The sequence below is a fragment of the Paenibacillus sp. MY03 genome, from assembly GCF_002165585.1.
GTDB classification, from domain to species: Bacteria; Bacillota; Bacilli; order Paenibacillales; family Paenibacillaceae; genus Pristimantibacillus; species Pristimantibacillus agaridevorans.
On record NZ_MXQD01000010.1, the window covers coordinates 111,286 to 132,710 of the forward strand.

The 21,425-nt window shown below is 50.6% G+C and carries 13 protein-coding genes; 4 read left to right on the plus strand and 9 right to left on the minus strand.

From position 1 onward, the window contains the following. Position 1: 1 nt before the first annotated feature. Positions 2 to 1,702, minus strand: a complete 1,701-nt coding sequence (locus B1748_RS12130; protein WP_087568176.1) for a sensor histidine kinase — start codon at positions 1,700 to 1,702, stop codon at positions 2 to 4. A 79-nt stretch (positions 1,703 to 1,781) separates the two neighbouring features. After that, positions 1,782 to 3,515 carry an extracellular solute-binding protein gene (locus B1748_RS12135; RefSeq protein ID WP_087568177.1) on the minus strand — a complete coding sequence of 578 codons (1,734 nt, stop codon included), beginning with the start codon at positions 3,513 to 3,515 and terminating at the stop codon, positions 1,782 to 1,784. Between the two features lie 248 nt (positions 3,516 to 3,763). Here B1748_RS12135 and B1748_RS12140 point away from each other — a divergent pair, with 248 nt between their 5' ends. Genes B1748_RS12140 through B1748_RS12155 form a run of 4 tightly spaced genes read left to right on the plus strand, consistent with a single transcriptional unit; the run spans position 3,764 to position 10,111 of the window. Then, positions 3,764 to 4,648, plus strand: a complete 885-nt coding sequence (locus B1748_RS12140) for an ABC transporter permease (protein ID WP_087568286.1) — start codon at positions 3,764 to 3,766, stop codon at positions 4,646 to 4,648. Positions 4,649 to 4,665: 17 nt separating this feature from the next. Continuing rightward, positions 4,666 to 5,544 carry a carbohydrate ABC transporter permease gene (locus B1748_RS12145; protein WP_087568178.1) on the plus strand — a complete coding sequence of 293 codons (879 nt, stop codon included), beginning with the start codon at positions 4,666 to 4,668 and terminating at the stop codon, positions 5,542 to 5,544. Positions 5,545 to 5,589: 45 nt separating this feature from the next. Beyond that, complete coding sequence (locus B1748_RS12150; RefSeq protein WP_179215548.1) at positions 5,590 to 7,740, plus strand: alpha-galactosidase; 2,151 nt, start codon at positions 5,590 to 5,592, stop codon at positions 7,738 to 7,740. Positions 7,741 to 7,753: 13 nt separating this feature from the next. Next, positions 7,754 to 10,111, plus strand: coding sequence for an alpha-L-rhamnosidase-related protein (locus tag B1748_RS12155; protein WP_087568180.1), 2,358 nt, complete (start codon positions 7,754 to 7,756; stop codon positions 10,109 to 10,111). A 75-nt stretch (positions 10,112 to 10,186) separates the two neighbouring features. Here B1748_RS12155 and B1748_RS12160 read toward each other — a convergent pair whose 3' ends face one another. The 7 genes from B1748_RS12160 to B1748_RS12190 form a co-directional block, all read right to left on the minus strand. Continuing rightward, a complete protein-coding gene (locus B1748_RS12160; RefSeq protein WP_087568181.1) occupies positions 10,187 to 15,052 on the minus strand; it encodes an S-layer homology domain-containing protein in 4,866 nt (1,621 codons plus the stop codon). Between the two features lie 273 nt (positions 15,053 to 15,325). Then, a complete protein-coding gene (locus tag B1748_RS12165) occupies positions 15,326 to 16,051 on the minus strand; it encodes a GntR family transcriptional regulator (RefSeq protein ID WP_179215549.1) in 726 nt (241 codons plus the stop codon). Beyond that, positions 16,051 to 17,067, minus strand: a complete 1,017-nt coding sequence (locus B1748_RS12170) for a sugar kinase (protein WP_087568183.1) — start codon at positions 17,065 to 17,067, stop codon at positions 16,051 to 16,053. Before B1748_RS12170 ends, B1748_RS12165 begins: the two co-directional genes overlap by 1 nt. Continuing rightward, entirely contained in the window at positions 17,060 to 17,815 is a 756-nt protein-coding gene (gene dagF / locus B1748_RS12175; RefSeq protein ID WP_087568184.1) for a 2-dehydro-3-deoxy-phosphogluconate aldolase, read from the minus strand. The genes B1748_RS12170 and dagF overlap by 8 nt, the downstream gene beginning before the upstream one ends. 150 nt (positions 17,816 to 17,965) lie before the next feature. Beyond that, positions 17,966 to 19,066, minus strand: coding sequence for a DgaE family pyridoxal phosphate-dependent ammonia lyase (locus B1748_RS12180; protein WP_087568185.1), 1,101 nt, complete (start codon positions 19,064 to 19,066; stop codon positions 17,966 to 17,968). Further along, positions 19,032 to 20,207, minus strand: coding sequence for an amidohydrolase/deacetylase family metallohydrolase (locus B1748_RS12185; RefSeq protein ID WP_087568186.1), 1,176 nt, complete (start codon positions 20,205 to 20,207; stop codon positions 19,032 to 19,034). Before B1748_RS12185 ends, B1748_RS12180 begins: the two co-directional genes overlap by 35 nt. A 326-nt stretch (positions 20,208 to 20,533) precedes the next feature. Next, positions 20,534 to 21,415, minus strand: a complete 882-nt coding sequence (locus B1748_RS12190) for a carbohydrate ABC transporter permease (RefSeq protein ID WP_087568187.1) — start codon at positions 21,413 to 21,415, stop codon at positions 20,534 to 20,536. Positions 21,416 to 21,425: the final 10 nt, after the last annotated feature.

Below are 21,425 nucleotides of genomic sequence, written 5' to 3' on the forward strand. Positions count from 1 at the left end.
TTTATGTCCAATAAAGAATAACCCTTAAACCTCCGGAAGAATTAGACTCAAATTGCAAGCCAGACTCTGGACTAAATTGAAGCCGCAGCCGTTGATGCACGTTCCATAACCCGCAGCCAATTTCATCTGACAGAGGCATATTGATCTTTTTCGACAGCATGAGTCTTCCCTGTTCATCCAGTCCGGGGCCATCATCCTCGACGATAATGCGGTTTTCTCCTTCTCGGCGCTCGCCGCGAATCGTAAGCTGTCCCCCATCCGGGTGCGGCTCTATGCCATGAATGATCGCGTTTTCGATAATGGGTTGAATCAGCAGCCTCGGTATGGCGAGGTCTAGCATGTCATCAGGGATGTCGACTATCACCTGTAATCTTTTCATCTGGAGACCCTGAATTTTTAGATAGCTGTTTACAAGCTCCATTTCTTCCCGAATCGTAACGAGCTGCTTCTCGTTTCTTGTATTATAACGATAATATTTGCTGAGGCTGACGGACATGGCGATGATCGACTCTTTTTCTTCCAACACCGCCATGCTTTTAATGAAAGCCAGACAATTGTACAAGAAGTGGGGGTTGATCTGCGACTGCAATTGCTTTAATGTCGCCTCGCGCGAATAGATTTGCTCCGCGTACACCTTGCCGATCAAATTCTCGATCTCCCCGGCCATTTCGTTAAACCGCTGAAACAAAAACTTGAACTCATTTTCGGATTCTATTTGAATTCTCGCAGCATAGTTGCCTTTCTTCATCTGCTGGACGCCGCGAATCAATTCCTTGATCGGCCTTCGGATATTCGAGTGCAATATATATAAAATGAGCAGATTGACGCACATTAAAATGCCAAGAAATAAAAAGAAATAACGGTTGCTGGAGGTGATGGGGGTAATAATTTCTTGCATCGGCACGTAATCGACCAGATACCACGCAAGCCCATCCGACTTCACGTAATTGATAAAATAATTGCTTTGATCGATATCAACCGTTTCGTAGCCTTGATTTCCTAAATCCCAGCTCGAAATCTCATTCGCGATTCCATCTGCCAACTTTGCCGTGCTACCCGATGGAATCACAGTTCTGTCTGCGGGGTTATACAGGAACGTTCCGCCGTTCCCTTCGCCATGAAAGTTGTCCAGCAGCTTTACAATATTATCCACCGAGAAACCGACCTTGGCGATTAGACTGGCATTGGCCACGAGGTTATGCTCATGGATGGGATCAAAGGCGTATAATGTAAATTGCTTATCAGTTTGGCTATACTGCCAGTCTGGCATGGCATATCGGTCAATCTCATTTTGGTTATAATGAACAAGCGAGTGCTGGCCGATCGCCTTTTGAATTCTAGGGGCATAGATCGTAATGGAATTCGTGAACGCGTTGGCGACACTTTGCAAATTCAGCTTCTGGCTAATGATTTGCTCCGTCTTGAACGCGGTATAATTAGCGTCCTTGGCATACAAGTCCAGGTCGCGGAACTCCTTTACGTTCGGATCTCTGAGAAGCACGTACGCCATCATCGATATTTGTTTTACGTTGTCGTCCAACTGTTTGTGCAGGGAAGACAACCGATTTATTTGGGAATCGCGGATATGCTGCTCCATAACGCCAATGTTTTTCTGGTTGGAGTAGATATACAAAATGAGGACGGGGACCAACAGAATGAGAATCAATATATTGACTTTGGTGAAATTGTTCATTCTAATCATGAAGGAACCGCCTCATCTATGTTTTATTCTTAAATGTGAACAAGAGAGGCGAATGATGTTTTCGCCTCCCTATTGCAATCTATTGTTTTAAAATATTTGCTCTATACCACTCATTGACTTCTTCTGTAATTTTATCTCCGCCGCCGGACTTCCATTTTTCTACGAACACGTCGAATTCCTCAACCGGAGCCGTGCCGAAAATAATTTTCATTTGCGTTTCATATTCCATTTTGCTCAGGAAATCGCCTTGCGTCTTCTGAGTAGGCGTCACTGGCCCCGAGTACAAGCTCATAACGTCGGCATCTTGTTGTGCCTTCCAAACCTTCATGGATTCGATTTGCCCGTCAATACATTGCGGATTGCTTAAGCAATTGTCGAACCCTTCCTGTTCACCAGGCGATCTTCCTGGTTTTCCTGCCAGCATTAAATCCAAATATCCATCAATCTGATACCATGGATCGACGAAATAATTGGGCATAAATCCATATTTAACTACATGGTAGTTAGAGCCTGCCCCCTCCTCCATATACCCTTTATCCATTAAAGACTTCGTGTCCAGATCCCAAATCCCGCCAACATTGGCAAGCGTGAACATGACATCGGCATACTTGAATACGGCATCCGGGTGTTTGTAATCCTTGTTGACCAAGACGCTTGCGCCGACAAGAGAGAATACGCGGCGTTCCGCTTTGCCGTTCTCGCCAACTGGAATAGGATACACTTTGAATTCGGCTCCGGGAACGTTGACTGCCAAATCCGGCAGCGGCCAATACGGCAGCCAGTTCGGTCCGAATATAATGCCGGCTTTGCCGGAGGTGAACAGCTGTGCGGCAGTTCCTCCATCTTGCTGTGGTGCATCCTTGGAGATATAGCCCTTTTCCATCCAGCTTCTAAATGTGCTGAGCGCGGTTTTCATTTCCGGCTGGATCGGATCGTATATCAATGATTGTCCGTCCTCCGATTTGGCCCAGTTGCTTGGAAGCACTCCGAAGGCTCCATACAAAGCGGTTGCATCCGCTATGACTTCGCTGGTTGGATTTTTAAGCTGAACAGCCAAACCAACCGTATCCTTGACGTTGTTGCCATCCGGATCGTTGTTGACAAACGCCTCCATAACGGCTTCCAATTCCTTAATTGTTGTTGGCGCTTTCAACTGCAGTTTGTCTAACCAATCCTGGCGAACATACATGTTTGGCGCTCCGTTTGGTCCCCAGGCAGGAATCGGCAATGCCATGATCTTGCCGTCGCGAGTGACGGAATGGAACAATTCCGGGTTTTCGTCATACACTCGTTTGACACCTTCGGATGCATACTTGTCGATGTGATCGGTCAGATCCATAAATTTTCCGGATTCGATTAATAGATTCGTTAATTCGACATCTCCCATGGTATTGATGACATCGGGCAGCTTCTCGCCGGAGGACAGAGATAGCAATAACTTTGTTTTAAAGCCTTCATTTTTAGTAGGGGCCGTCCACAACACATTAATGTCCAAACCCAGATTTTCCTTGAACTGATCGAACAATATGTTTTTTTCGGCCGTTTCTCCGTTGAAATACATCGTATCATCGCCGATCGGAACGACGATATTCATTGGAATAGCCGGATCGTATTTCCCGTCCTTAAACGGCGCGGTCTCTACACCTTGTTCGTCGGTTTGATTGGGAGCGCCTTCATTTCCGGGGGATTGGGTCTCGCTTGCTTTGGTTTCCTGAGGGGCAGGACTGTTGGAATTGTCTGAGCATGCAGCTAGAACAGAGACCGTTAACATCAAGGTCAAAGCGGCTGAGAGCCCTTTTTTGAATCTGATCATTTGTTGACCTCCTCATGTATTTTGTAAGTGCAAACCAAGCATAGCGAAAAATGAATATCGAAAATAGAAAACAAAATCAAGAAAAAAAGCAATTCCTTAACGGGAATGAAAAATCGAAAAAATAAAGTTAACAGATTGCTTTTTTTATTGAAAGATTGGCGTATCTGCCTAAAACGTCGTCCTATACAATAAAAATAACATACGCTTAGGGGGAAGGAAATTTGAATTTAAACAAAAAAACATCAAATATGATGCGGATGTGGCAGCTCCATGTGATGCTTATTCCCGGGATCGTTTTGGCTGTTATTTTTCTTTATTTGCCGATGTTTGGACTGGTCATCTCGTTTCAAGATTTTAAGCCGTGGCTAGGTTTTTTTGATTCGCCATGGGTTGGTCTGGATAACTTCCGTCGCATGCTGGACCGGGAGGACAGTCTCCAGGTCATTCGCAACACCTTCTTTATTGCGGGTCTCAAAATCATTTTCGGATTGTTTGTTCCATTTATTTTTTCATTGTTGTTAAATGAGCTGCGCCACATCTTTTTCAAACGTATGGTGCAAACGCTTGTGTATCTTCCTCACTTCATGTCGTGGGTTATCCTTGGGGGCATTTTGATTAATATGCTCGGCACTAGCGGGCCCGTCAATCAACTGCTGGGCGCATGGTTTGGCTTGGATCCCATTCCTTTTTTAGTCCAAGGGGACTGGTTCCGGTTTACGGTAATCGCCAGCGATATTTGGAAGGAGTTCGGCTTTGGCACCATTCTGTTCCTTGCGGCGCTGACTGCCGTCAATCCGGCTCTATACGAAGCGGCGGAAATGGACGGAGCCGGGCGCTGGCAACAAACGATGCATGTTACGATCCCGGCCGTCACTCCAATTGTCGTCGTGCTTGGCACATTGTCGCTCGGCAGCATTCTCAATGCCGGCTTCGATCAGATATTCAACTTGTACAATGCGCTTGTTTACGATAAAGGAGACATTATCGATACCTTTGCCTACCGGGTTGCCTTGCTCCAAACCCAGTTCGGCTTCGGGACAGCCATTGGCATGTTTAAAGCCTTGATCAGCTTCGTCCTTATCGTTGTCGCTTATCGCATGGCCTACAAATTTGCCAACTACCGTATATTCTAAATCAAGGAGGCTGCTGCATGTATTACAAAGCTCGATCATATAAAATCTTTTATGCGTTCAACTTCGCGTTTCTGCTGATTATGTCGGTTACCTGCATTCTGCCGTTAGTCCATATTTTCGCTGTATCGTTAAGCGCCCAAGCGCCTGCCAACGCCAATCTTGTCGGACTGTGGCCAAAAGGCTTCAATATCGAGGCCTACAAACAAACCTTCTCCAACCCCAACTTCATGCGCTCCATAGGGGTTTCGATTGAACGAGTCGTTCTGGGAACGGGAATTGGGATGGCGGTTACCGTCTTGACGGCGTATCCGCTTTCCAAGATGCACTTGAGGTTTCGAGGCAGAGCGCTGTATACCTGGTTTTTTGTATTTACCATGTTATTTAACGGAGGCCTGATTCCCACTTATATCGTCGTGCAAAAAATGGGGCTGATGAATTCCATCTGGGCGCTGGTGTTGCCGGGGGCGGTATCCGCTTGGAATATGGTGCTCATGATGAATTTCTTTCGAAACGTGCCAAGAGAAATCGAAGAGGCCGCAACGATAGATGGAGCCAATCACTTCCGAACGCTGCTCAGCATCTATTTGCCCCTTTCTCTGCCGTCCCTTGCTACCCTTTCGTTATTTACGATGGTCGCTCATTGGAATTCCTGGTTTGACGGGATGATTTATCTGACGGATGCCCCAAAATGGCCATTAAGCACCCTGCTGCAGACCATCGTCGTCACACAAGATTTCAGCAAAATCAATTTGCAGCCGGAGGATGTCAAATTAATTTCGAATGCGACAGTCAAGGCTTCCCAAATTTTTATCGGAGCAATTCCGATTCTGCTTGTGTACCCGTTTCTGCAAAAATACTTCGTTAAAGGCATGGTTCTGGGATCGGTAAAAGGATAGTGGGATGATAGGGCAAGCCTAGTCCATAACAAAGGAATGTATGAGATGACAAAAATTTCGATCGAAAATGAGTGGCTTTCACGCGGGTTTGAGGTTAACAAAGAGGGACTGTTTCGTACGGTATCGCTTCAAAACAAAACAACAGGATTCGAGTACGTAAAGCCTGCAAGGGATACGGAAGAGGAATTTTCGTTCATTTGCTATTATGGTGAGGCCATGATGGTGCTGAAGACGAGAGACTTCAGCTACGAGTCGCATCGCTTTATCTCATCGGAAGAATCGGAGACGTTAACGGTTCGTCTGGCGCTGAGATCGGGAGGAGACGCCGGCTATCACCCCTTTGCGATCGGAGGTTGGGGGTCTGCGGGTTCCCTCCTTGCGGTGGAGCTTATTTACCAGGCTTATCATCAGCATCCCGTCATCCGCAAAAGGATGACGATTAGCAGCAAAGCGGACTATCCGGTCAGAATTCAATATTTGGGCTGGGAGCAGCTCGCACTGTCTCCAGGAGAAGGAAGACAGGTGCACCACTCTTTCTTCACCCAAACATCCGCTGCCGTATCCAATTGTATGGACGATAGTGTGATGGCGATCGAATGGCCGGATGCAAACGAAGGTTTGCTTGTCGCGACGGAAGCGCCTGGGTCCATGAAGCATATGGAGCTGTTCGCGAACGGAGACCATCTTCATATCGGCTATAACGACAAGGAAGAAACCATCTTCGAATGGCAGTTGGAGCCCGGCGAGACGTTTGAATCCGACTGTTCCTTCTTTTTATCTTTCTGTCATGAGAAATGGCAGGATGTCGTGGATCGGCAGCTTGGAAGCTTCGTAAAAAATAGTTTGTCCGTCTGTCGCCCCGAGCAGGTGCCGACGTTCACCGTCAATACCTGGGAAACCTTCTATTCGGATATCAACGAGGAAATTGTACTGGAAAATATTAAAATAGCTGCGGAAATGGGCATTGAAGCTTATCAGTTGGATTGCGGATGGTATTTCCTCCATGGCGATTTTGAGCCCGATCCCGTTAAATTCCCTCGCGGGCTGGATCCTATCGTGGAAGCGTGCCGGGCATCTAACATCAAGCTGGGGCTTTGGATGTCGGTCAGCAATATGCATATCGATTCCTCCATCGCCAAGGAGCATCCCGAATGGTTTCTGACGGATGAGAACGAGCAGCATGGCTTTATGGTCGGGTGGAAGGACACGGCCATCATGTGTCTGGATTCGGACTTTAAGGGGTGGATCCTGGATGAGATCGACCGGACGGTAAAGAAATACGATGTAAAGCTGTTGAAGCTGGATCTTGCTGCCGTTCGCGACCCTTACAATCCCCATAAGTCGATTGGCTGCCATAGCAGGGACCATCATCATGGAACGCAGAAGTCGTCCAATCTTCGGATATACCGCAGCATGTTTTGGATCATGGACGAACTGAGAAACCGAAATCCGGACTGCCTGCTGGATTTGACGTTTGAGCTTTACGGCGTGTTGCATAACATGGATTTGGCGCTCATCCAGCACGCCCATCAAAATTGGATTGTCAACTCGGATACAGCGTGGCTGGACAATTTGCGCCGGATGATCCATACAAGAAGCCGAGTCGTTCCGAGCTATACGTTAAACTTCGGCTCCTGCCATCTGACGGATCCGTTGTCCCGCCATGTCGGATTTTGGTCTGCATTAGCCGCGCACGGTTTATATTACGGCGATTTGCGAAAGCTGTCAGGCGCAGACCGGGAACACTATGGAAAGTGGATCAAGTGGGTCAAGGATTACCGGACGGAATTCGATTTCCTGGCGTATCACCAGGTTTCCGATACATTCCCCGCATCGGATGCGCCCGATCATGTCGACCGCCGTTTCCATCCGTACTCCTTCTATGAGGCTGCCCGGGTCAAATCAACGGCCAAGGAGTGGGACGGCTTCGCCAAGCTGAAAGAAGATGGCGAAGGACTGATTGTGGTCTTTCGTCCAGAGCACTCCGAGCAGCCAAACCGATCCTATGCGCTTCCCTGGATGAAGGCCGAGGAACGGTATGCCGTTTATGATGTTTTGAGGGGTTCCTTGGTAGGCTATTTTAACGGGAAAGCGCTGCAGGAAGGTCTGGAGCTGCATATCGCCGAGCAACCTGGCGTACTCGTGCTGCAGATACAAAGGCTGCTGGCTGAAGCAGTTGAAATAGATCAAAAATAGGGTGGTATCCTTTATGTCCGAAATTGGTTTTATTAAGGCGAAGCCCGTTTGGCCTCGCGGCAAGGATAAGGAAATGAACGTGACCGTAGGCTTTAGAGCGGTTTTTGATTGGGATGCTGCGCAGAATGCTCTGCTTTGTATGACGGGATCAAGCCTGTATCGCGTTTATGTCAACGGAGAATTCGCAGGCCACGGACCGGCGAGAGGACCGCACGGATTTTACCGCATGGACGAGTGGCAATTATCCCCTTATCTTAAGATAGGGAAAAATATGGTCGCTATCGAAGTGGTCGGCTATAACGTTAACAGCTATTATTTGCCCAACCAGCCTGCCTTTCTGCAAGCCGAAATCCGGGTGGATGGGACGGTTCTTCGCGCAACCTCCGAGGACTCGGACGACTTTCAAGCCGCACTATTGTCGGAACGGATACAAAAGGTACAACGATACAGCTTCCAGAGACCCTTTATCGAGTACTACAGATGGCGAGAAAGCAGCCACGCCTGGCGCACCGACGATACCATTGCGCTCGCAGTCGAGACCTGTGCAGAAGCAGAGCATAAAGCCGTCATTGCCCGCGGGATATCTTATTCGACCTTTCAAAAAAGAAGTCCCGTAGCCAAGCAGGAAAGAGAGCGTTTTACGATTGGAAATGTACCGGAGGTTTATTGGATGGACCGATCGTTAACCGATATCGGACCTACACTTGGGGGGTACGCCGAAGGCGAGCTTGAGGTTGTCCCTACCTTGGAAATGCAAGAAGTAAGGACCATAAAAACATCGCTGACTTCCTCCCCCTATAAGGCGGAGGAAGCTTTGCGGCTTCCAGCCCTTTCGTGTCAAATCATAGATTGGGGCCTTAATCGAACCGGCTTCCTTGGAGGCAAGTTTACATGCAGGGAAAGAACCAAGCTGTATCTCATTTTCGATGAGCTTGTAACCGATGGGGACATCGACTTTACACGTATGGATTGCGCCAACGTCATAGGCTGCGAACTGGAGGCTGGGAGCTATGATCTGGAAAGCTTCGAGCCTTATACGATGCGTTATGTAAAGCTGCTGGTGATGGACGGACATTGTGAAGTCGAGGCGTTATATATCAGGGAATACAACAATCCCGATACCGAAAGAGCGGTTTTTCAATGCGACCGTGCGGAGTTAAACGCCATTTATGCCGCTGGAGCGGAAACCTTCCGGCAAAATGCTTCGGATTTATTGATGGACTGCCCATCGCGTGAACGGGCTGGCTGGCTTTGCGACAGCTTTTTTACGGCCAGGGTGGAGCATGTTCTGACGGGGGGCTCCAAAATGGAGCGTAGCTTTTTGGAGAACTACATGCTTCCAGAGCGCTTCGATCCCCTTCCAGCCGGCATGCTGCCGATGTGTTATCCTGCCGACCACGATGATGGTAATTTTATTCCGAATTGGGCGTTGTGGTTCATTCTGGAGCTTAAAGAGTACTTGGCTAGAACGGGGGATCTCCAGCTAGTTCAGGCTTTGAAGCCTAAGGTCTATGCTTTATTTGATTACTTCCGTCCATTTTTAAACGAGGATAACTTGTTGGAAAAGCTGGAGCAGTGGGTCTTTATCGAGTGGTCTAAGGCAAATGACTATGTGCAGGATGTTAATTATCCCAGCAACATGCTGTATGCGGCAGCGTTACAGGCAGCCGGCAGTATATACGACGATTTCCGGCTCACAGAACAGGCTTCGGGAATTCGTCATACTATTGCGGAACAGTCTTATAATGGCTCATTTTTTATTGATAATGCGGTTAGGATCGACGGCAAGCTGCAGCTAACGAACCATACAACCGAGGTGTGCCAATATTACGCCTTTTATTTCGGCATTGCAACGCCGGACTCGCATCCGGAATTATGGACGATTATTGTGGATCAGTTCGGCCCATCGCGTGACGCGAGGCAGGTCTATCCGGATGTTCCGGAGGCCAATGCTTTCATTGGGAATTATTTGCGCCTGGATCTGCTATCGCTTTATGGTAGAAGCCGGCAGCTGCTTGAGCAGATGGAAGGATACTTCATTCATATGGCAGAAAGAACTGGAACCCTATGGGAACATGCAGGCAATCTGGCCAGCTGCAATCATGGGTTCGCATCCCACGTCGTCTATTGGCTATACCAGGATGCCCTGGGCCTGAAGGGGATTAACCCTATTGCCAAGAAACTGATTGTTCAGTTTGAGGATAATGGTTTGCATTGGTGTGAAGGAGCAATTCCCGCAGGTACAGAGCTCATTAAGCTGCAATGGCGGTTGGAAGGAGAGCGCATTTACTACTCGCTCCATACTCCGTCTGATTATGAGATTCGAATTGTGAACAACAGCGGAAAGGAACTTATAGCAGCGATTCCTTGAATAAAGAATGGCCGGTCAGGATCTACTCCTGGCCGGCCATCTTTACTTAAATATACGAAAGTATAAGTTTTTGTCTTAGAAAAGCAATTTGTAAAGAATGGATGCCGATTCGGCGCGTGTTGCGGTTGCCTTCGGCCTATACGATCCATCCTCGAACCCGTTGATGATACCTGCCTGCTGCATGCTGCTGACTGCCTGCTCCGCATATGCGGATATTTGCGTGCCATCGGTGAACGGCTTGCTATTGTCCGTTGCGGACAATTTAAGCAACTGTGTCATCCGTACTGCACGATAAGCGATGACAGCCATCTCCTCGCGAGTAATCGTGGCCGTTGCATCGAAGGTTCCGTTGCCACGCCCCTGCGTTATGCCCAGCGCCTCTGCGCTTGCAACGGCTTGATAATACCACATGCCTTCCTTCAAATCGCTAAACTGGCTTGATGCGGTGACATCAACAAGGTTCAGCCCTTTCATCAGCATCTGCAAGAACTCTGCACGTGTGACGGATTGGTTCGGCTGAAAGCTTCCATCACCCTTGCCATTTACAATCTCTCTAGCCGCAAGCGAGCGAATAACAGATTCCGCCCAGGCGGCTTGATGCAGATCGATAAACGACACATCGACATGCGCAGCTGCATACAGACTGAAGTGAGCGGGTTGAAAGGTCACCTCGCCGGTCGCCGCCTTATACTTGGAGTTCTGTACGACCTCCAAAGCTCCGTCTTCCCGAATGAAATAGCTTACGATCTGATCCGGATGCTCTCCGTCGCCAAGCGTATAGGCTAACGACAGGACAATAGCGCCTGGATAATCAAACCGGTTCACTTCGCGATCATCGACGGATAGAGAAAAATCGTAAACCGTCTGGCTGCCGATTCGTTGTCTTGCCTCCTTAGTCAGCGAGGACGGATCGACTAACGATATATGGAGCGATAGCTTGGAAGAATCAGCCCCTACGATACCTGCTGATGGATCGACTTTGATCTCCATGGTGGCGGATCCTGTACGAACCCGAATGGTGTGGATCGTACCGGATGAGCCTGACAACGACTGAAGCGGGATCGAGAGCGCAATATCTTTTGTCTGCCGTTTTTTCCCTGTAATGACTTCAATCGTGAGTATGCCTTCCATGGTCGTTTTTATCGCCTGTTTGATTTGCCCATCTGGCAGATCCAGACTTACCATCCCGCTATTGCTAGCTGCTGCATCGACTTGCAGCTTGCCGTCCGATACGATGATCTTCGGCTCATTCGATGTCGTATCCTTTTGTGGCCCGGAACCAATAGGCTGGTCTAATGGTGGATTCGGAGGGAGGGAGGCTGTCGCAGCGCTAGCTGTTGCCGAATGCGTAGATTCTACTCCTCCTTGAACCGCCGTCACCTGATAATAATAAGTAGTTCCTGCCGTCAAGCCGGTATCGATGTAAGAAGTAGCGGTCACGGGTTCGGTGTTCACCTTTGTGAAAGGACCGCCTGATGCCGAAGCCCTGTAGATATGATACGAGCTTGCCCCAGTCACAGCCGTCCAGCCCAGCTCAATAGAGGACGTGCCGGATGAGCTTGCCGCCAAGCCTGTTGGGGCTTCTGGCTCCTCAGGCTCCTCATTCTCCGGCGCATGAATTTCCACTCGGCTCAACTGCGGGTTCCAAAAATATAAGCCCCCCTGCGGGAATTCGATCTTCAAATAGGCAGTACCCTGCGGGATATTGTCCAACGTATATTTTCGATTGGTCCACACTATCGTAGTGATCGGCGTGTCGTGGATCGTTGCGCCGATATAGGGGGTCCAATTGGTACCATCCTGTGACAGGTAAAATTTAAAATCGTTAATCTCCTCCTGAGTATGGGAGAAGAGTCCGTTTACATCCGCACGCAGCATACCGTCAAATTGGTAAACGATTGATTCGACAGATGTAGTATCCGCTCTCATCACACGACTGTTATCGTCGACATAAGCTCCGTTTTGGGTGTCGAATGACAGGCCCGGGCTATGAGAATGTGCGATGCTCCAATCATCAAGTTCATCCTTATAAACGACGGTGCGCGTTAATGGCGTTGTGGCGCTGACAACATCGCTTGCGCCGGATTCCCCCGTGTTTCCGACAGCAGAGATTTTGTAATAGTAGGTTGAGCCGGCAGTTAGACCGGAGTCGACGTAGGCCGTTGCTGTTATTGGGGATGGATTGATTTTTTCATACGCACCTTCAGCGCTGAGAGCGCGATAGACGTTGTACGATACAGCTCCCGCGGAAGCGGACCAGCCCAGTTGAACCTCTGTCATTCCCGTTGCGGTCGCGGTCACATTAGCAGGCGCTGAAGGTGTGGTCTGGATCGATACGCGGCTTAGCTGCGGCAGCCAGTAATTAATTCCGCCTAGCGGGAATTCGATTTTTAAATAAGTTGTACCCGCAGCTATATCGGTCAGTCTATATTGGCGATTGGTCCATGGAAGAGCCTCCAGATGCGTATCGATTAAACCTGTTCTAGTATGTTCACTCCATAAACTTCCGTCTTTCGAAGTGTAGAATTTAAAATCCCGGATCGCTTCGATTTCTTCGGAGAAAAGGGCGGACGCGGTTGCGCCGGTGATTCCCTTATCCTGAAAATGATAAACGATAGATTCGGGTAATGTCCCACTAACATCTGACCGAATGACTCTGCTGGAATCGCTCACTAATTCACTGTTGCCTGTGTCGAATTGCAAGCCATTGCTATTTGAGAAAGCAATTGACCAATCATTGAGCTCATCCGAATAAGTCAAGGGATCCGAGCAGCCACATTCTCCGGCATAAACGATTTTTACACTGGACAGCTGCGGATTATAAAAGAAAGCTTCCTCCACAGGAAATTCAAGCTTAAAATAATTAGTACCCGCCGGCACGGACGGAAGATTATATTCGCGTTTGGTCCACAGGTCTTCATTAATCAAGCTGTCCTCAGTGGTCCAGCCATACTGCTTCTCCCATGATAACCCATCCGCCGAGGTATAAAACTTGAAATCGCCAATGCTTTCAGCCGTAGTAGCGTACAAGGCCGTAAGGCCCAGGCTGACGATTCCGGGATAGTAGTAAGTTATATAATCCTTTTCGGATGCATCATAGGAAGCGCCCTTGCGCATGACTCGACTTGGATCTCCGAGCAACGCAGCATTGCTCCTATCAATCATCAAAGTATCGCTGTAGGTGTCGGCCTTGCTCCAATCGTCCAAATCATCGATTGCGACTTTCGGCGCAGAGGTAGGATCGGCATTCGTGATCTCATAAAAAACGACTCCGTGATGGCCGAGCGAGGGCTCCAGAATGAGCTTGCCGTTGTTGATAACAGCCGTACCCGTTGTAGATTTCAGCTCAGCCAGCTTTTTATAGGCCTCTTCTCTGGAATACCAATAGTCTTTATCCGCCTGATTATAGAGCGTGAACATCACCTCGGCAGAATATCTGGACCAATACGGGATCGAATTCTCGTAAATGCCCTGTGCTGCCTGGTCCTCCCACCACGTCGGCCAGAAATTGGCGTTGTCGTCATCGACGTACCATTGCTTTATGGTTACAGTATTGCCTTCTACTGGAGCGATGTTCTCCACGACAAGCGTAGGCGTCTCTTCCATTGTGGCTTCAATATCCGCATTATAATTGTAGACCATAAGATGAAGCTTGTTCTCCGCTTCGTTATACCCTCCGATGCCTCCAATCTCATTACCCGGATCATTGGGCGATCCCGCGACCTGCGGAGTAATTTGTTGGTCTCCGACCATGCGATAGGAGAGATTGAAAATATTGGTGCTTACTGAATCAACACCGCTCCAAATGCCGTCTGTCGTCAACGACCACAAGGAGAAAAAATCGATATTCCAATCATGCAATTGGCGGAATAGTCTAGCGTCCGCTGCTGCCTGGAAGCTGTGGCCAACCGCACGCGGGGCAAGCGCCACCCCGTCCATTCCTGCCAGAATACGCCCCTCGTCGATACCGATTTCCAGATTCATTAGCCCGTTTTCAACAGCTCGTGCGCGGAGAGAGTTTAAGGTATCCTTAAGCGATTTGTAGCTGGGATTGGGCTCTCCAGGCTGTTCATCGTAATAGGACCCGGTAATAAAATTTAGTTGCGTGCCTATTTCTCCCGTTTTCTTATTGACGCCCTTCGCCACATGGTCAATAAATTCCAGATGACTCCATAACCCGGCAGAGACCGCCATCGCATGTGCTCCAACGATCAAGTTGTCCTCGCCAATGGCTTCTTGGAGAGCATCGACCGTGTAATCATAAAGCTTGAGATAGGCCTCTTTTGTCTGCTGAGCATTTACGCTCCCGGCTTTGAACATATCTCCGTTTTCAAACTCCGTGAGGACGCCCCACTTCCAGCTCTTCATCTCATTTACGCCAAATTCATCCACTAATGCATCTGCCATTGCTAACATATAATCGTAGTAGACATTATAATCATCCGGAGGACTGACGTTTAGCTCGAATACGCCTAATACAGGATTAGAACTGTATTTGATCGGTACATTTCCTGTAACGATATAAGGCGTCAGCCCTTGATTAACAATATTGCGGGTTGCGTGAATAAGCGTATCAAATTTGTAGTCGGTCAAATTGGACCGATCCGATGGATCGATGAACAAATCACGATTCGTCGTGCAGCGATCAAATCCAACATAACAGCCGCCCGTCGCTTGCATCAGCTTCATCGTTTTAACAAACGGGTACTTCGTTGCAAAATAATCCGTTTCCTGATTATCTGCCATGCTTGTCCAATAAGCATCCTTATCCCACATATTCAGTTGATTGAATTTATTGGTGATCGTCTGTCCCCGGGCGCCAAGATCAAACGTCAACTGTACGCCGGCAGCGGCTTCTGCTTTTGCAGGAAAAGGTGTCACCAGCAAGCTGAACATGAGAATAGGCATAAGTATAGCGCTTACAATTCTGGTTAGGCTCATTTTTTCACTCTCCTTAGTTGTCTGAAGTCATCTTAAAACCTCATAAGCTCCTTCCATTTAAGATTAAATCACACTCTATCTCGTTTCGTTCCTTAACACATCACAAGCATAAACAAACTTACATCTCGTTTATAGAAAAATAAATAAATAAAAACATCAATTCATTAACTAATCGCCTGAACACAAAAATATCCTTTTCAATAGATAGGAAAGGTAGACCTGTCCATCATCTATTAAAAAGGATAACTGAGAATATGTTTTAATTTTCAGCCCTCAAACATCATAGTTTACCACATAGCTATGCAATGCCGTGTGGTACAGCCCTTCGCTATATTCGATCAAATGGCCTGCCCCGTCGTAGGAGTAGCGGGAGCGCTTAAGCAGCGGAGTGCCCGCAGCAACGCCCAGTCTCTGCTCGACGTGAGCGGGGGCGAGCGTCACCGCGAACTCGTCGCGGAACTTCTCCGGAGCGACTTCATGCTCCTCGAGCATATCGTACAGCGACTGCGAAGTGAGATCGGAGAGCTCGATGCCCCCCGCCCGCATGGTGAGGTAATGCATATAGTAAATGTAAGGTTCGTCGTTCAGATGGTACAGCCGTTCGATGCGGTAAGCTTGGTCGCCGAACAGGGCATGCGGCAAGGTGCCGGGCTCGTTGACGACAACTTCGGCGATGAGCAACTCCTTGCGGATGCGATGACCGCCTTCGACGAGCACCTCGGTAAACCGTTTCTGCTTGGACAGCTTCGACGTGGACGTATTGCGGATAACTTTCGTGCCTTTGCCGCTGCCCTTCTCCAGATAACCTTCCTGCACGAGCTCGCTGATGGCGTTGCGGACAGTGATTTTGCTGACGCCGAATTCGCTCTCGAGCTGGGGCTCGGAAGGAATGATGCTGCCCAAGGGATATACCCCGTGCAAAATCCGGTCTTTCACGATGCTCTTAATCTGCATATACAACGGTTTCGATTTCCTGGATAAGTTCACGGTGGGTTGCACTACCTTTCTACGTCGCTGACGGTTGCCGCCATCGCTTTGCGAATATCGCTCTCGGAAGACATCGGCGTATCGCCCACGACCGTGTGGGCGAGCATGCCAGCCGCCGCAGCGAACGCCACGGTCTCCTCGGGCGCCCAGCCGGCGGTCTCGCCATGGATAATGCCGCTCGTATACGCGTCGCCCGCGCCGATCCGGTCATGGACCGCAAACGAGAGCGGCTCCGCGAACGCGAAGCGGCCGTCCTTGTACAAGAAGCCCTGCAGCGCATGCGTATTGTCGCCGTTAATGGAGCGATGCGTACCCGCGATTGCGCGTATGTTATATTTTACCGCAACTGCGGGGATTAAATCTACGAGCTGTTCGCGGCGCGATTGCTTGTCGGTCGACATGCCCAGCGTCAGCAACGCATCCTTCTCGTTCATCATAACGATGTCCGCCAGTCCCAGCATATCCTCGTAGTAAGGCCGCGCCATCTCATAAGCTCCTTCGCCCCACAGGCTCGGACGGTAGTTGCAGTCGAAGACGACCGTGCCGCCAGCGGACTTGACGGCTTGAGCGAACGTCTTCATCTGGCTGCGTACGGTATCGTTCATGGCCAGTGTAATGCCGCAGAAGTGGACGACGTCGATTTCTTGGGCAATCGCCGCGAAGTCGTATGCGTCCGCCGCCGCCGTGTTGAAGCTGCTCTCCAGACGGTTTGTGTACGTTACCCGGCTCGCTCTTGCGCCGAAGCCGTTCTCCAGAAAGTACATGCCGACATATTTGCCGTCGCGCCTGATAAACGACGCCGTAATGCCCAGCTTCCGCAAGTACGCGATTGCCGCGTCGCCGACGGAGTGATCCGGCAGGGTGGAGACGAGATATCCCGTGTGCCCGAAGCGGGTCAGCGCGGCGGAGACGTTAACGCCGGTGCCGGAGAACGAGTATTGCAAGGTGTTCGACTGCGACAGCAGCTCGTAGCCCGGCACCTGCAGGCGCATCATGACTTCCCCAAATGCCGCGATCCGCTTAGGCATGTTCGTCTACCAGACGTTTGGTTATGGCGAGAAGCTCGCGCACGTCTTCTACGATTGTTGCGCCAGTGGCTTTATCGATGATCGACGAATAAACGTGAGGGATGACCTGCTGCACGCCGGCTTCCAGACAAATGCGAAGGATGGCTTCGAAGTTCTCCTTGTCGATGCCGCCTGTCGGCTCAAGCGCTAAACCGGCCTCGGCGCAAGCCGCCGCAACGGCGCGGAGTTCGTCTTCGGCGTTAAGTCCGTTCATCGGGAAAAACTTGAGCGCGTTGCCGCCCATGTCGCGAACCAGCGCGATTGCCGTCTTTACCGGCACGATGGCAAGCTCGTCCTGCGCTGCGCTTACGGGACCCGTGGATATGTTGACGTATCCGACTTTGCCCGTTGGCGACACGAGGCTGTTGATCCAGCTGTCCCTCTCGCCCAGATTCGCGCGGGTGGCGCCGACAGCCGGGAACACTTGGTTGATGTGCGTGCCGCCGTAGTGCCTGGCGATCTCGGCCACAACAGCCGCTTGGCGGTTATCGCCCGCGCCGAGTCCGATGGAGACGGCGTCTTCGATGGCTTCGCCGTAGGCTTTCATGGCGGCTACGCCTTCGGCGACCGTAGGGTAGTTCTTGGACAATACGCCGACGAGCACGTAGCCTTCGGCTGCGTCGAAAATTTCTTTAGCGTTGTCGATGCTGTTTGTCAGCACGTTGAGGGCCACGCGCCCTTTGTAGAATCGTTTTGCGATGGTTGTCATGTTGGTATCCTCCCGATATTCAAGTATTCGCCGAAACATCGGCTGTCATGATTGTGCTTGGCGAGCGTGTGCCGGTACAACCGGCACATCCGAGGCTCGGAGTGCCTCATGAGTATGAAAAAGCGAGTAGGCGTTGTTACGACTTGGACCCTAACCAGTCACCAGCTCGCGAACCCGCGTCGCGATAACTTCCATGTCGTCGCCCATAAGCGGGCGAGGATCGATGTCGAAGTAGCCTTGGCGCACGCCGTAGTCGCGAGTATAGATGGCGATGTCGCCGTTTTGCAGGCCATCAACCACCGCTTTGGCTGTCGTGCCCGACACTGCCGCGTCGATTGCGATGCGAGCGCGGAAGATCGCTCGTCCGGCCTCGTCCTGCACGACCGTAACGTTGACGCCGTTTAGCTCGTTCAGTCCCATAAGCAGGTTCAACGATTCCTTTTCCTGCTCGCTTTTATCTTCTTTTACGCTGTACTCGTCCAAGGCTTGCAGCAGGCCAAATGTCGTTTCTTTGCCGACCTTCATGCTGCGGCCGATGCCATGAAGCTGCGTCTTCACGGATTCGATGTACTGGCGTTTGCCGCCCACGATGCCGGAGGTCGGGCCTTCAATCGCTTTGGAGCCGCTGTAAATGGCAAGATCCGACACCATCACATACTTCTGCAAGTCTTCCTCTGCTGCTGCGTCCACGATAAGAGGCACGCTATTGCGCTGAGCGACTTCCCAGGCTTCTTCGACGGAGATCATATTTTTCTGCACGGTATGATGCGATTTCACGTAAAGGATAGCCGCCGTGTTCGGGCCGATTGCATCTTCGATATGCTCGGCTTTGCCTTCGTTGGCGTAGCCGACCTCGACGACTTTGCCGCCGCCCAGGTATACCATCGTGTCGACCGGCGCGCCGTATTGCACGTTGTGGCCTTTGAGCATGATGATTTCGTTTTTCGCGATCGGCTCCATATGCAGGCGCAAGCTGGCCCGCTTGTTGCCGCCCGTCACGATGGCCGCGACGGACAAGGCGATGCCGCTCGAAGCCGAGTTCACGACGACGGCCGCTTCCGAGCCCAAAATGCGGGCGATATAGTCGCCGGCCTTGCCGACGAGATCGGCGATCTCGACGTAGTTTTGCCCGCCATGCTTCATGGCGTCCATGACGGTGTCCGTCGGAGCGGACACGCCCAGAATACTCATTCGTCCGCTGGCGTTAATAACCCTCTTAAGGCCGTACTTCGCATTTAATGAACTTGCCATCCACCACAACTCCTTTGGCTTGTATAAGTTGATCCGCCATTCGCCGTTCACCTTCCGAATCGACCAGCTCCGTACGCTCTTGCCGCACCTCGAACAACGTCAGATTGGCGGTGTCGCCGGCAACGATTCGTCCAAGTTCAGGCTTGCCGAGCCACTCCGCCGCGTTCGACGTGACTGCCGCGACGACTTCTTCCAGCGTGTATCCCAGATGCAGGAACTTCGTCATCACGTTAGCCAAGCTATACACGGGTCCGTTCTTCCGGTTGCCGCGGTAAATGTCGGAGCTGATCGTGTGCAGCGGGATGCCATGCCGCTTGGCAGTGTCCGCAACCCGGAACGAGAAGCTGGCCGTGCCATGCCCGACGTCCAACCGAACTCCGCGCGCCAAGGCGTCTGCCAACACTTGCAGCGGCCTGCCTTCGCCATCGAACAGATTGTTCGCCTTGCCATTTAAATAATGCGTAATGATGTCCCTGTCCGCCAGCAACCGGACGACATCCTCGATGGCGGGAGGCCCGGAGCCGATATGCACCATAAGCGGCAACCCGGTTTCCTCGGAGAATCGGCGTGCCAGACGGAGCGGCTCAATGCCGCTGTCTTTTACGACGCTTTTGCTAATGCGAGCTTTGAGTCCAACGATAGAGCTCTGATGGGCCTCTAACGCTTTACGCAACTTGCTCCCGTCGATCCATGCGAGGTCCGACAGCTCATCGATGCGATGTAGGCCGATATGAGCGATGTTGAGAAAAGCGAGCAGATTCGTTCGTGCCTTCTGCCCGTTCGCCAGCAGCTCGCCGATCCGGTCCGCGCCGCAGCTGCCTGCGTCAACGATCGTCGCCACGCCTTGCTCCACGCCGATGGCGTCGATCTCGTCGCCGTACGGATCAAGCTCGGGGAAAGCATGCACGTGCATGTCGATCCATCCGCTGGACACGTATTGCCCGGAGCAGTCGATGGAGGCGGCATCCTCCCATTGCTGGGCAGTTTGCCCGGCCGTCCAGACACCCGCAAATCGTCCGTCCTGTATAGCGGCATCTGCCGTCCACACACCCGCAATACGCCCGTCCTGTATAGCGATATCTACCGGCTGTCCATCCAAGAGTCGCAAATCGCGCAAGATGTAACGTTCCTGCTCTTGCATGTTTTCACCACATTTCCGTTGCCCGCGTTCTGCTCACTGCATTCCCGCATAGGCAATAGTCTATTCCAAGCTAACAACCCTAACCATAGAATAGCATAAAAATCGTAAATTACAATATAACGTTATAATGTTTATTGAGATAAAGCGGATGGGGTGCAGCGCTGAAGGTTGTCTCGTTAATCCCATGGTCCAAAAGGTCAGTCATGAAGTGGAGGTAGCTCCCGAAGTTTTTAAACATCTCTAAAACGAAGAAAGAGCCCTACTCCGACAAGCGGTAGCGGACTCTTTACAGTACCGGGGGTGTCTGGGACTCTGAATCTAATGGATTATCCTTTCACGCTCCCCATTACGATCCCTTTCATGAAATACTTCTGCAAGAACGGATAGGTAAGCATAATCGGGAGGGCCGCGAGGAATATTTGCGAGGCCTTCAGCGTCCGGTTGTTAATCTGGGATAGCAGCTCCGCTTCCTTAACATTCATAATTTTAAGATCGAAGCTGATGACCAGTGTTTGCAAGTAGCTTTGCAGAGGATAATGCTCGGTCTTGTTCATGAGGATCAAGCCGTCGAACCAAGAGTTCCAATGCCCTACGAGCGCAAATAGCGTAATCGTAGCGATAGCCGGAGCGGACAAGGGGAGGAATATCCGCCATAAAATCCTCCAATGGGTGCAACCGTCGATCAGCGCCGCTTCCTCGATCTCCTTCGGAATGCCGCGGAAGAAATTGAGCAGTAGGATGACGCTGAACACAGGTACCGCTCCTGGCAGGACGAGCGCCCAGAATGTATCGATCAGTCCAAGCGTTTTGATGGTCATGTACCACGGAATGAGCCCGCCGTTGAACAGCATCGTGAAAATGAATACCCAGGAGTAATATTTGCGCCACCGAAACAGACGATCATCCTTGGACAGCGGATAGGCGACGAGCATAGTCAAAATAACGTTGATCGGAGTCCCGATTAATACTCGTTTAATGGTTACCCAATAAGCGTCGGAGAACTCCGGTTTGCTCAAGGCATAAGTGTAGGACTTCAAGTTAAAGTCGACCGGCCAGAATTTTACGATGTTGGCGGTCGCCGCCGTGCTGGAGCTGAAGGAGATCGCCAGAACGTTGACAAGCGGCAACAGGCAGAGTAAGGCAAGAATCGATAGGAGAATGTAGTCAAATGTCAAAAAAAACTTTCTTCCAAACGACAAGCGCGTCATTTGCATTCCC